The sequence below is a fragment of the Streptomyces sp. NPDC031121 genome (genome assembly GCF_055570615.1).
In genome coordinates this window covers 40,343-53,045 of the sequence record NZ_JBVIGV010000012.1, presented here as the reverse complement: position 1 = coordinate 53,045, position 12,703 = coordinate 40,343, and the positions used below count along the sequence as shown (strand labels likewise).

At 73.5% G+C, this 12,703-nt stretch carries 10 protein-coding genes and 1 tRNA gene; 2 read left to right on the top strand and 9 right to left on the bottom strand.

What is annotated here, in order from left to right; all coding sequences use genetic code 11:
* Positions 1 to 14 precede the first annotated feature (14 nt).
* From ACZ462_RS22950 to ACZ462_RS22920, 7 genes are all read right to left on the bottom strand, one after another.
* On the bottom strand, positions 15 to 863 hold the full coding sequence (locus ACZ462_RS22950) for an aldo/keto reductase (RefSeq protein WP_467804728.1): 849 nt from the start codon (positions 861 to 863) through the stop codon (positions 15 to 17).
* A gap of 163 nt (positions 864 to 1,026) precedes the next feature.
* Complete coding sequence (locus tag ACZ462_RS22945) at positions 1,027 to 2,850, bottom strand: AMP-dependent synthetase/ligase (protein ID WP_467804730.1); 1,824 nt, start codon at positions 2,848 to 2,850, stop codon at positions 1,027 to 1,029.
* A 202-nt stretch (positions 2,851 to 3,052) separates the two neighbouring features.
* Positions 3,053 to 4,051, bottom strand: a complete 999-nt coding sequence (locus tag ACZ462_RS22940) for an aminoglycoside phosphotransferase family protein (protein WP_467804732.1) — start codon at positions 4,049 to 4,051, stop codon at positions 3,053 to 3,055.
* A gap of 2 nt (positions 4,052 to 4,053) precedes the next feature.
* Positions 4,054 to 5,046 carry a phosphotransferase family protein gene (locus tag ACZ462_RS22935; RefSeq protein ID WP_467804733.1) on the bottom strand — a complete coding sequence of 331 codons (993 nt, stop codon included), beginning with the start codon at positions 5,044 to 5,046 and terminating at the stop codon, positions 4,054 to 4,056.
* On the bottom strand, positions 5,043 to 7,547 hold the full coding sequence (locus tag ACZ462_RS22930) for a hypothetical protein (protein ID WP_467804735.1): 2,505 nt from the start codon (positions 7,545 to 7,547) through the stop codon (positions 5,043 to 5,045). Before ACZ462_RS22930 ends, ACZ462_RS22935 begins: the two co-directional genes overlap by 4 nt.
* A 166-nt stretch (positions 7,548 to 7,713) precedes the next feature.
* Positions 7,714 to 7,798: transfer RNA gene (locus ACZ462_RS22925), tRNA-Leu, on the bottom strand.
* Positions 7,799 to 7,923: 125 nt separating this feature from the next.
* Entirely contained in the window at positions 7,924 to 8,865 is a 942-nt protein-coding gene (locus tag ACZ462_RS22920) for a beta-ketoacyl-ACP synthase III (protein WP_467804736.1), read from the bottom strand.
* 197 nt (positions 8,866 to 9,062) lie between these two features.
* On the opposite strand from ACZ462_RS22920, the gene fdhD reads away from it, so the two are divergent.
* A complete protein-coding gene (gene fdhD / locus ACZ462_RS22915; RefSeq protein WP_467804737.1) occupies positions 9,063 to 9,902 on the top strand; it encodes a formate dehydrogenase accessory sulfurtransferase FdhD in 840 nt (279 codons plus the stop codon).
* 173 nt (positions 9,903 to 10,075) lie between these two features.
* Here fdhD and ACZ462_RS22910 read toward each other — a convergent pair whose 3' ends face one another.
* Both ACZ462_RS22910 and ACZ462_RS22905 read right to left on the bottom strand, forming a co-directional pair.
* On the bottom strand, positions 10,076 to 10,531 hold the full coding sequence (locus ACZ462_RS22910) for a (2Fe-2S) ferredoxin domain-containing protein (RefSeq protein ID WP_467804739.1): 456 nt from the start codon (positions 10,529 to 10,531) through the stop codon (positions 10,076 to 10,078).
* A gap of 77 nt (positions 10,532 to 10,608) precedes the next feature.
* Complete coding sequence (locus tag ACZ462_RS22905; RefSeq protein WP_467804740.1) at positions 10,609 to 11,634, bottom strand: bile acid:sodium symporter family protein; 1,026 nt, start codon at positions 11,632 to 11,634, stop codon at positions 10,609 to 10,611.
* A 145-nt stretch (positions 11,635 to 11,779) separates the two neighbouring features.
* Here ACZ462_RS22905 and ACZ462_RS22900 point away from each other — a divergent pair, with 145 nt between their 5' ends.
* Positions 11,780 to 12,631 carry a LysR substrate-binding domain-containing protein gene (locus tag ACZ462_RS22900; protein WP_467804741.1) on the top strand — a complete coding sequence of 284 codons (852 nt, stop codon included), beginning with the start codon at positions 11,780 to 11,782 and terminating at the stop codon, positions 12,629 to 12,631.
* The last annotated feature ends 72 nt before the right edge of the window (positions 12,632 to 12,703 follow it).

Here is a 12,703-nt window from a genome sequence, read left to right as displayed (position 1 = left end):
CGAGCCCCCCCTGCTCAGATGTCGAAGACCGCCGGATCAGGCCCGATGCGCCCGGCCCGCGGCCCACTGCCGAGCGCCTCCAGCCGCGCCATGTCCGCGGCGTCCAGCTCGAAGCCGAACACGTCCAGGTTCTCCCTGATCCGCGACGGCGTCACCGACTTCGGGATCGCGACGTTCCCCAGCTGGAGGTGCCAGCGCAACACTACCTGCGCGGGGGTGCGCCCGTACCGGCCGGCGATCTCCGTGACCTCGGGCAGCTCCAGCAGCTCCCCGCCCTGCCCCAGCGGCGACCACGCCTCCGTGGCGATGCCCAGCCGCCCGTGCAGGGCCCGCAGCTCCGCCTGCGGGAACAGCGGATGCAGCTCGACCTGGTTCACCGCCGGCACCAGCGCGCTGCGCTCGCCGAGCCGCTCCAGGTCCTCCGGCCGGAAGTTCGACACCCCGACGGCCCGGGCCCGCCCGCCCGCCGCGATCTCCTCGAACGCCTCCCAGATGTACAGGAAGTCGTCGCGCATCGGGCGCGGCCAGTGGATCAGGTACAGGTCGACGTGGTCGAGGCCCAGCCGGTCCAGCGACCTCTCGAACGCCTCCAGCACCTCCGCCCGCCGCCAGGTCCGCTGCCGGCCGTTCCACAGCTTCGTCGTGACGAACACCTCCTCACGCGGCACCCCGGCCGCCGCCAGCCCCTTCCCGGTGCCCGCCTCGTTGTCGTACGCCGCCGCCGTGTCGATGCTGCGGTAGCCGGCCTCCAGCGCCGTCCGCACGGCGCGCTCGGCCTCCTCGTCGGGGACCTGCCAGACGCCGTAGCCCAGCCGGGGCATGGGCACGCCGTTGTTGAGGGTGATCGCGGGGATGTCGTTCACGCTGCCGTTCCTCGGGGTGGCGGGGCCGCGCCGGGAGCCGTACGGGCACGCCCCGGCCCGGGGGCGCCCGTACGGCCGCCCGCCCCGACGTATTCCCGCCGCCGCGCCCGACCGTCCCGGCACCACCCGTACGGCCCAGCACGGGCCGCGGTGCCGCCCCCGTTCACGGCCGGTACAGGGCCGCGACCTCCTGCGCGTACGCCGTCTCGATCGCCCGCCGCCGCAGTTTCAGCGACGGCGTCAGCAGCCCCCGCTCCTCCGTGAACTGCTCGGGCAGCACCCGGAACGCCCGGATCGCCTCGGCCTGCGACACCAGCGTGTTCGCCGCGACCACGGCCCGCCGCACCTCCGCCGCCAGGTCCGCGTCGTGCACCAGCTCGGCCGCCCGCAGCTGCGGCCGCCTCCGCATCGACAGCCAGTGCGCCACCCCGTCGTCGTCCAGGGTGATCAGCGCGGCCACGTACGGCCGGTCGTTGCCGACCAGCACGCACTGCGCGACCAGCGGATGCGAGCGCACCCGCTCCTCCAGAGCGGCCGGCGCGACGCTCTTGCCGTTGGAGGTCACCAGGATCTCCTTCTTCCGCCCGGTGATCACCAGGTAGCCGTCCTCGTCGAGCCGCCCGATGTCCCCGGTCGCCAGCCAGCCGCCGCGCAGCACCGCCCCCGTGGCCCGGGCGTCGCCCAGGTAGCCGGAGAACACGTGCCGCCCGTGCAGCCACACCTCCCCGTCGTCGGCGATGTGCACCGCCCCGCCCGGGATCGGCCGGCCCACCGTGCCGTACTTCGTCGCGCCCGGCTGGTTGGCGGTGGCCGCCGCGCACGACTCGGTCAGCCCGTACCCCTCGAACACGGTGATCCCGGCGCCCTCGAAGAACAGCCCGAGCCGCCGCGACATCGCCGACCCGCCCGACATCGCGTACCGCACCCGTCCGCCCACCGCGGCGCGGACCCGCCCGTACACCAGCCGCTCGTAGAGCCGGTGCTCCACGCGCAGCGCCGCCGACGGCCCCGGCCCCGCCCCGAACGCCTGCCGCTCGCCCGCCTCCGCATACCGCACGGCCGCCTCGACGGCCCGGTCGAAGACACCGGCCCGCCCCTCCGCCTCCGCCGCGCGGCGGGCCGCAGCGAACACCTTCTCGAACACGTACGGCACACCCAGCAGGAACGTCGGCCGGAACGCCGCCAGCTCCGGCACCAGCTCCGCCGCCGCGAGCACCGGCTGGTGCCCGAGCTTGACCCGCGCCCGGACGGCCGCCACCTCCACCACCCGCCCGAAGACGTGCGCGAGCGGCAGGAACAGCAGCGTGGACGGCACCTCCCCGGGCCCCTCCCGGAACACCGGCTCCCACCGCCTGGCCAGCGTGTCCGCCTCGAACATGAAGTTCGCGTGGGTCAGCACGCACCCCTTGGGGCGCCCGGTCGTCCCCGAGGTGTAGATGACGGTGGCGACGGCGTCGGGCGTCACCGCGGCCCGCCGCCCGTGCACGACGTCCTCCGGTACGCCCCGCCCGTCGGCGAGGAGCCCGGCGAGGGCCCCGGCGTCGAGCTGCCACAGCCGCCGCAGCAGCGGCAGCCCCCCGACGACCGACCCTACGGTCATGGCCTGGTCCTCGTCCTCGACGACGCAGGCGGTGCACCCGGAGTCGGACAGGATCCAGTGCACCTGCTCGGCGGACGAACTGGGGTACACGGGCACAGGCTGGGCGCCGACCGCCCACAGCGCGAAGTCGAACAGCGTCCACTCGTACCGGGTCCGGGACATCACCGCCACCCGGTCCCCGAACCGCACCCCCTGCGCGACCAGCCCGCGCGCCAGCGCCAGCACCTCGGCGGCGAACTCCCCGGCCGTCACGTCCCGCCAGACCCCGCCCCGCTTGCGGCCCATGACCACCCGGCCCGGCTCCTCCCGGGCGTGCCGGAACACGCAGTCGGCAAGCCCCCCGACGGCCGCCTCCACCACCACGGGCGGGACCACAACCTCCCGCACACCCGCTCCTTCCCCCGCACCCCGCCCCCGCCGCCCCCGATGGGCGTCCCCGCACGTGCAGCAGGGGCGGGGCGACGACGAAGCGGCGGAAAGCATGCCCACGGCCCCGGCCCTGAACCCACCCCACGTGGCGGGAACACGCCGCAGGCGAAGTCCCACCCCGCATACGCCGGCGCCGACCGGCCCCGCCGGGATGCGGACGTCAGGCCAGCCAGTGCGCCGCGGCCTTCTCTGTCTCCTCGACGCCTGGCGGCGGGCCGCCGCCCCAGTGGGGGACGGCGGCGAGCAGCTTGGCCTGAAGCTCCCGGGCGAGGATCCGGCGCTCACGCCCGTCCGCGGCCCCGGCGATCCTCCGCCCCCACCGGACCGTGTCCACGACGGCCGACTTCACCTGCTGGTGGGCGAGGTAGAAAGCCAACGAGGCCTGCCATGCGGCGCAGCATTCGACGGGCGCGGCGCGCTCCCACGCCGCGACGACACGGCTCCGGTCCGATGCCGTGTAGGACATCTTGTGCAGGTGGTCGGCGAGGTCGTAAACGGGGTCGCCCCACAGGGCCAGCTCCCAGTCGAGCACGGCCAGTCGCCCCTGGTCGGTCACGATGACGTTCTTGCGGTGCAGGTCGGCGTGGAGCAGCCGGAAGGGGCGGCTGTGGAGGTCCCCGCCCGCCCTGTCGGCGAGCCGTCCGCACGGGTCGGCCGGCACACCCAGCGCCGTGTAGAGCCCCTCCTCGGCGGCGCCCGCGCGGGCCCGGATGGAGCGGACGAGGCCGAGCAGACGCCCCGCGAACGCCTCGGTGTCGCCGTCGGCCGGCCAGTCGGCCGGTATGGGCGGCAGCACCGCGGACGGCACCCGAAGTACCTCCCCGAAGAACTGCCCGATACCGCCGAGCACCGCCTCCGGGACGGGGTTCCCGTCGGGAGCGAGCTCGTCGAGCCGACGGCCCTGGATGAACTCGTGAACCTGGAAGGCGGGGTGGGCCTGGGCGTGCAGCAGCCGCGGCGCCGTGGACACATGGGGGCGGATGGCCGCGAGCAGATCCGGTTCGGACCACAGCCGCGGGTCCATCTGCTCCGCGCCCCTGCCGGGAATCCGCACGAGGACAGGGCCCTCGGCCGTATCGACCCGCACGTTGCGGTTGTAGTAGCCGGACAGCGCACCCGGGTCGGCACAAGCCTCGCGGTACAACCCCATGGTGTCCATGGCTAGTTCCCCACCCACGCTGCGAGGGCCCGAGTCACGAGCCCGGGAGTGATGTCCGGTGGCAGCCCCCACACCTCCCGCGCCGCGTTCACCTTGCAGGCCAGCCGCCCCATCAGGAAGTCACGTCCGGCCTGGCCGACGCCTGCGAGCTGCTTCGAGTAGCGGATCGTGTCCACGATGGCGGACTTGATCCGCTCGTGCGCCACGTACAGGTCCAGATCCGCGTCCGACCCGCGGGTGTAGGGACGGGGCAGCCGGCTGTGCCACTGCCGGAGCACCTCCGCCTGTTGAGCGGCGGGGTAGTCCATCTTGTGGAAGTGGATGCCGATCTCGTACACCGGGTCCCCCCACAGCGCCAGCTCCCAGTCCAGGAACCAGGTCGCCCCCTGAGCGACGATCATGTTCTTTCGGTGCAGGTCGGAGTGGAGCACGGCGAAGGGGCGGGAGGCCAGCCCCTCCCACCGCGGCTCGATGACGGCCAGCGGTTCGTCGGGGATGCCGAAGTCGGCGAACACCGCTCCGTACGCCTCCTTGTGCGCGTCGTAGACCTCCTGGGTGAGCCTCGTGAGGAGGCGCCCGAAGCCTGGGCCGTCACCGGACTCCGGCCAGTCGTCGGGAAGGGCGGGGGCCTGCTCGCCCGGGATGCGGGCCAACTGCTCCATCAGTCCCACGACATCCCCCAGCACGTGGTCGGGGACCGCGCTGCCCCGGGGCGAGAACCTGTCCAGCACCCGGCCCTCGATGAAACGGTGAACCTGGAAACGCGGGTTGCCGCAGGTGTGGCGAAGCTCCGGCGCGTGGCCCACGTACGGACCGATGCAGGCCAGCACCTCCTCCTCCCGCCACACGCGGACATCCATGATGTCCGCCGCCTCGATCGGGATCCGGACGTTGACCCGCCCTTCGGCGGCACGCACCCCGATGTTGCGGTTGTAGTAGCCGGCAGCAGCGTCGCCCGACCGCAGTGCCTTCCCGTAGAGGTCCATCCAGTTCATCCGGCCACCTCGAGGAAAGCAGACAGTACCGCCTCTGTTCGCCGCTGCAGCGCGGCCAGGCCTCCCGGCGGCCGAACAGCGGGGCGCGCCCGGTCCGCTGCCGCGGCGAGTTCCGGGTCGGAGACGCCGATCAGGCCGGCGGCGCGGTCGATCGCCAGGATCAGCGAGGGATACACCTGGCACTCCTCGAACTCCCGTGCCGCATGCACCAGGAGGCGCTCCGTACCCTCCCGGTCCCCCCGCCGCCAATGCAGGAAGGCCCGGAACATGGCCGCCCTGGCCCGGCCGGAGCGGTAGCCTGCTCTGTCCAGCGCCGCTTCGGCGCTGTCGAACGACGAAGCGGCCCTCTCGTACTGACCCAGTCGCGTCTGGGCCATGGCCATGGCCGTGTAGGCCTTCCCGATCTCGTGCTGGGCCCCGAGGTCCCTCTGCACGGTGAGGGCCGCAGCCGCTTCGGCCACGGCATCGCCGGGGGAGGTGAACGCCCACAGCTCGGCCCGGTTGGTCCGGACGTTGGCCAGCCCCACCACGGCCTCGGCCTGCCGGTACTCCGCCTCCGCCTCGGCCAGCAGCCGCGTCGCGCTCTCGAAGTCCATCAGGAAGCGGTGCCCCAGGTGCATCAGCCGCTTCAAGTCTCCTCGGACGACTGCGTCTCCTGCCGCGCACAGCCCGTACACCTCGTCGGCGAGCGCGAAGGCTCCCTGGAAGTCGCCCTGCCACATGCGGAGGTCCGCGACGCAGAAGCCGGCAGTCGCGCGCGCTTCGCCGCCGTGCTCGGTCCAGACCCGCTCGAAGATCGTCGCGGCGAGGCTGCTCTCCCCGGCGATCCGCCGGGCATTGGCACCCGCGAGGGCGAGCCGCGCGCCGACGAGCGTCCGAACCGGGCGGTCCAGGCCCGGGGTGAGTGCGATGGCTCCCGCGGTGTCGCCGAGTTCGAGCCTAGACTCCGCGTCCAGGCAGTCGGCGACATCGCGGAGCGCGGCATGCCGGTCGTCCCTGTCGCCGGGGCCGACCGGCACGGCCAGGTACTCGCGCAGGTCCTTGACGATGCCGTCGACCGCCTGCCGGCCGTTCAGGGCGACCGCCCTGTCGGCGTGCCGGGGGATGTCGTCCGGGGTGATGCCCCCGCCGTGCAGACCGTGGTAGACGGCCTCCCGGAGCGGCGAGATACGGGCCGTGCTGGCAGTCCGCAGATCCCCGCCCTCCATCTCACGGGCGAGTGCCTCCCAGTGGAGCCGCAGTTCCCGGTGGACCTTGCGCTGCACGGTCGGCGACAAGTGGCGCTGCAGTGCGCCGATCATCAGCTGGTGGAGCCGGTACCAGCCGTCCGGGAGCGGGTAGGCGAAGGAGTACGCGGTCAGCGACTCCCAGGTCAGCAGGTTCGCCGGCAGGTCGAAGGCCCGTCCCACGGCCTGGAACACGTTCAGGTCGAACGTCCTCGCCGTGCTGAGCAGCTCGAGAATGCGCACCTCGTCCGCCGCCACGTGCTGGAGGAACCGCTGGACGATCTCCTCCGATGTGCCCGCGTGCCCCGACCGCGTCGGGTTCTGAAGGTGGGTGTCGACGGCCAGGTGGAGGTAGAACGGGACACCCGCGCTCGCCTCCGCGATGGACCGCTGGCGGGGGATCTCGGTGATGCCCGCCTGTGCGAGCAGGTCCAGCCGCGCGGACATGGGCAGCCCGTCGAGTTCGGCGCGCCGGATCACCGTCGCCCAGTCCTCGTCGTACGCCGCCCAGCGCAGCGGCTCCCGGCTGGCCAGCACGGTCAGGCCGCCGTGGAGCTGGCCGAGCAGGTCCCGCAGCCACGCGTCGGCCACGAAGTTGCGACCGCCGGGCAGCGGGGCCGGCACGAGGGCCTCGTACGCGTCGACGTACACCACGTAGGGCCGCTCCGAGGCCGAGTTCCGCAGCTCCTCGGCGAACAGGTAGCAGACGGCGTGTCCCAGTTCGGCGTTGCTCAGATCGTCCAGTTCGTGGAGGGTCGGGTCCGCCTGGATCTGCTGCCTGCGCTGCCGGTTCTTGATCGCCCGGCCGGTCAGCCGTACGAGGCCGGCCGCCGTTCCGAACACCGGCAGGCCCATCGCGTCGTCGAGGATCTTCGAGAGGACGTCGCTCTCCTCGGCGAACGGAGTGTTCCTCCGGTTCATCTGCAATTGCGGGTGCACCCGCTGCCAGAGCACCGCGTACGCGATGTCGAAGCGGTCGAACCGCACTCCCTGCGCCCCGAACTCCATGCGGAGCACGGCGAGCGCGTCCTCCTGCTGCCGCATCGTCGGCAGCTGCAGGTCGAGGCGCGCGGTGCGGTGGCTGTCGGGGGTGCGGTTGCGGAGTTCCTGGAGGAGTCGGGACTTGCCGATGCCACCGACTCCGACCACGTTGAGGATCCGCGGACCTGCGCCGATGCCGCGTAATTCCTCTTCGTAGGCGGCGAGGAGTCCCTCGCGGTCGAAGAAGTCGCGCTGCAGGGCGGACACCCGCCTGTACTGCGGCCTGATGGGCATGGTGGCTCCCCCCGAGAATCACCGTCCGTGAACGGCGCCAGGCTATCCGTACCCGCCCGCCCGTTGCAGGAACTTCCATCGGCAGGACATGTGGATGGGATGACGACGCCGCAGTCTTCTCGAAAAACGAAGAAGACCCCTGCCGAAACAGGGGTCTTCTTGTCGGTGTCCGAGGGGGGACTTGAACCCCCACGCCCGATAAAGGGCACTAGCACCTCAAGCTAGCGCGTCTGCCATTCCGCCACCCGGACCAGGTGACCGCCCCGGTTTCCCGCGGCGACATGGACAACAATAGCAGCAGTTCGGCGTGGTTCCGACCAGGTATTCGGCGGTGGGGTGCTCGCTGACCTGCGGGCATGCCGCCGGGGCGGGGGTGTCAGGGGCAGGCGATGACCTGGCCCGCGTACGAGAGGTTGCCGCCGAAGCCGAAGAGGAGGACCGGGGCGCCCGACGGGATCTCGCCGCGCTGCACCAGCTTCGACAGCGCCATCGGGATGCTGGCCGCCGAGGTGTTCCCCGAGTCGACGACGTCCCGGGCGACGACCGCGTTCACCGCGCCGATCTTCCGGGCCAGGGGCTCGATGATCCGCAGGTTGGCCTGGTGGAGCACCACGCCCGCCAGGTCCTCCGGGGTGATCCCCGACTTCTCGCACACCTCGCGGGCCAGCGCGGGCAGTCGGCCCGTCGTCCAGCGGTACACCGCCTGGCCCTCCTGCGCGAAGACCGGGGGAGTGCCCTCGATGCGGACCGCGTGGCCCATCTCCGGGACGGAGCCCCACAGCACCGGGCCGATGCCGGGCTCCGGGCTCGCCTCGACGACGGCGGCGCCCGCCCCGTCGCCCGTCAGGACGCAGGTGGTGCGGTCGGTCCAGTCGGTGATCGCGGTCATCTTGTCGGCGCCGATCACGAGGGCGCGCCTCGCGGATCCGGCGCGGATCGCGTGGTCCGCCGTCGCCAGGGCGTGTGTGAAGCCCGAGCAGACCACGTTGATGTCCATCAGCGCGGGAGCGCCGCTCATCCCCAGCTTGGCCGCGACCCGCGCGGCCGTGTTCGGGGAGCGGTCGATCGCCGTGGACGTGGCGACCAGGACGAGGTCGATGTCGTCCGGGACGAGGCCGGCGCCGGCGAGGGCCTTGCCCGCGGCGTGGAAGGCCAGCTCGTCCACCGGCTCGTCGTCCCCCGCTATGTGCCGGGTCGTGATGCCGACGCGCGAGCGGATCCACTCGTCGCTGGTGTCGACCATGGCCGCCAGGTCCTCATTCGTGAGCACTCCGGCAGGCTGGTAGTGCCCCAGCGCCACTACGCGTGAACCGGTCATGGGCGCTAATCCCCCTCGTACGGCAGTCAGGATCACCCAGCTTGACCGGCTACCGGTCGGTACGGGTGCGAGGGTTCCGACAGGATTACCGCCCGGGAATTTGGAGATTCCGCAGCCTCCGCCCGATCCGGGACAATGGGCCCGACAGGTGTGCGACGGAGTGCACGGACGCGGCGAGGACGGGCGGGCTGAACACCATGGGACGGGTCACCGAGCGCCGCCGCGTCGTCAGGGTCCGGGGCGGAGTCGCCGGCACCCGGCCCGACACGCTCGTCGCGGAGGAGCCGCTGGAGATCCGCCTGAACGGCAAGCCGCTCGCGATCACCATGCGCACCCCGGGCGACGACTTCGCCCTCGCCGTCGGCTTCCTCGTCAGCGAGGCAGTCGTGGGCTCCGCGGACGACGTGCGGGCCGTCACGTACTGCGAGGGCGCCGCCGAGGACGGCTCCAACACCTACAACGTCGTCAACGTGCAGCTCGCCCCGGGCGTCGCCCTGCCGGACATCACGCTCGAACGGAACGTGTACACGACGTCCTCCTGCGGCCTGTGCGGCAAGGCCAGTCTCGACGCCGTCCGCACCGCGACCCGCTTCCCGCCCGCCGCCGACCCCGTACGCCTCCCCGTCGGCCTCGTCGGCGAGCTGCCCGACCGGCTGCGCGCCGCCCAGAAGGTCTTCGACCGCACCGGCGGGCTCCATGCCGCCGGCCTGTTCTCCGCGACCGGCGAGCTGCTCGACATCCGCGAGGACGTCGGCCGGCACAACGCCGTCGACAAGATCATCGGCCGGGCCGTGCAGGCCGGGCGGCTGCCGCTTGCGGGATCGGTGCTGCTCGTTTCCGGCCGGGCCTCCTTCGAACTCGCCCAGAAGGCCGTCATGGCCGGCATCCCCGTCCTCGCGGCCGTCTCGGCGCCCTCCTCGCTGGCCGTCGACCTCGCCCAGGAGGCGGGGCTCACCCTGATCGGCTTCCTGCGCGGAGGGGACATGAACATCTACGCGGGTGAGGAGCGCATCGAGCTTCCCGCCGAGGTCGGCTAGTAGGGGGTGTTGGGAACGTCCTGTGCGGTGCCCGCGGTGCTTGCGGTGCACGGTGCGTGCTGTCGGCGTGCCGGGCGAAGGCCCTCGTACCGGGCGTACTCGGGGCTTCGGCCGGTACGGCGGGAGTGCGTGCCGGGCGCAGCGGGCGCCGTGCGGGACTGTTGCCACACCCCCTAGCGGCCCCGCCGCGCCCTGCCGCCCCTGGCTTTGGAGGCGCCGGCCCGGCCGCCGTCCGGCGCCTTCGGCTCGGGCGGCTCGATGCGGTGCAGGTCCAGCGTCGCGGGCAGCGGGGCCACGCCGGGACCGCCCGCCTCCGCCCAGGCGATGACCTCGTCCGTCGCGGTGTCGTCCAGCGCCCACCCGAACCACGCCGCGCGGGCGCCCCGCCGCCGCGCCTCGGTCGTCGGCTGGACCACGACCACGTTGGCCTGCGCGCACGGGCCCAGGCAGTCGCTGGTCCGTACGGCGATACGGCCGTCCGAGGCCGCGGCCGCCTCCTGGAGCCGCGCCAGCTGGCCGGCGTGGTCGGTTCCCGGGTTCTTGCGCGGGTCCCCACAGCAGCAGCCGCGGCAGACGACGAGGGTGCAGGGGCGTTCGGCGCGGGCGCCGAGCGGGCGTATCCAGGTCACCACCGAACGTTAACGGGCCCTGCCCGCAAGGGCGTCCGCAGCCGGGGGAGACCTCCGCCACACCCCCGGCGGCCCCTTCACGGGCGCGCACCGGCGGCCGCACCCGCGGCGGTGGCGCCGACCTCCGCCGCCTCCGGGTCCCCGGCGCGGCGGCGCGCCAGCACCGCGCACACCATCAGCTGCATCTGATGGAACAGCATCAACGGCAGCACCGCCAGGCTCGCCTGCGCCCCGAACAGCACGCTTGCCATGGGCAGCCCCGCCGCCAGGCTCTTCTTCGACCCGGCGAACTGGATCGCGATCCGGTCGGCCCGGCCGAACCCGAGCCGCTTCGCCCCGTACCAGGTCACCAGCAGCATGACCGCCAGCAGTACCGCCTCCACCCCGAGCAGCGCCCCCAGCCGCGCGACCCCCACGCGCTGCCAGATCCCCGCGGCGACGCCTGCGCTGAACGCCGCGTACACCACCAGCAGTATCGACCCGCGGTCCACGAGCCCGAGGGCCGCCCGGTGGCGGGTGGCGAAGCCGCCGATCCGCGGGCGCAGGGCCTGCCCGAGCAGGAATGGCACGAGCAGCTGCAGCGCGATCCGCACCAGCGCGTCCGCGGAGAACCCGCCCACGGCGCCGCCGACCAGCACGGCGGCCAGCAGCGGCGTGACGACCATCCCGGCGAGGCTGGAGAAGGAGCCCGCGCAGATCGCCGCGGGCACGTTCCCCCGGGCGATCGACGTGAACGCGATCGACGACTGGATGGTGGACGGCACCGCGCACAGGAACAGCAGCCCCCCGTACAGCGGCGGCGTCAGCACCCCCGGCACCAGCCCGCGGGCGGCCAGCCCCAGCACCGGGAACAACACGAAGGTGCAGGCCAGCACGGTCAGATGGAGCCGCCAGTGGCGCAGCCCGTCCAGGGCCTCCCGGGTGGACAGCCGCGCCCCGTAGAGGAAGAACAGCAGCGCGACGGCGGCCGTCGCCGCACCCTCTGCGAGCGCCGCGGCCGTACCGCGGGCGGGGAACAGGGCGGCCAGGGCGACGGTGGCCAGCAGGGCCGGTACGAACGGGTCCAGCGGCAGCCGGGCGGGCAGTCCGAGGCGGCGGGGCATGGGCGGGGGCTCACTTGCGGTAGGCGGGGCGGCCGGGGGCGCCGGCAGCTTCCCCCACATCGTGGCCGCGCGGCGCTCATCGGGAAACCCGTACACCGCACTGACTGCCATCGCGGAACGCGATGGCAGTGGGACGATGGGCGCCATGTACGACCCGTCGCACCTGCGCACCTTCCTCACGGTGGCCCAGACGCTGAGCTTCACCCAGGCGGCCGGCCGGCTGGGCGTGCGGCAGTCCACGGTGAGCCAGCACGTGCGGCGGCTCGAGGTGGCGACGGGCCGGCCGCTGTTCCTGCGGGACACGCACCGCGTGGAGCTGACCGAGGACGGCGAGGCGATGCTCGGCTTCGCGCGGACCATCCTGGAGGCGCACGAGCGGGCGGCGGCCTGGTTCACCGGCACCCGGCTGCGGGGCCGGCTGCGGTTCGGGGCGTCGGAGGACTTCGTCCTGACCCGGCTGCCGGAGATCCTGGAGGCGTTCCGGCACCAGCACCCCGAGGTCGATTTGGAGCTGTCGGTGGAGTTGTCGGGGACGCTCCACGAGCGGCTGGACGAGGGCCGCCTGGACCTGGTCCTGGCGAAGCGGCGCGGCCCGGGGGACGAGCGGGGCCGGCTGGTGTGGCGGGACCGGATGGTGTGGATCGGCGCCGAGGGGCTCCGCGTGGACCCCGAGCGGCCGGTGCCGCTGATCGTGTTCCCGCCGCCGGGGATCACCCGGGCGCGGGCGCTGGAGGTGCTGGAGCGGGACGGCCGGGCCTGGCGCATCGCCTGTACGAGCGGCAGCCTGAGCGGCCTGGTCGCCGCGGCGCGCGCCGGGCTGGGCGTGATGGCGCACGCGCGGGGGCTGGTTCCGCCGGGCCTCGTCCGCGTGCCGGGACTGCCCGACCTGGGCCCGGTGGAGTTTGCCCTGCTCCGCGGGCCGCGGGTGCCGGCGGCCGCGGAGGCCCTGGCCGCGGCGGTGCTGTCCGGCGCGGACCGGCTGACGCGGGCGGGGTGAGGGGCGCGCGGGATCACGTACGCGCCGCGGCATGCGGGTGCGCCCCGCCGGTACGCATCCGCGCGCCGGCTG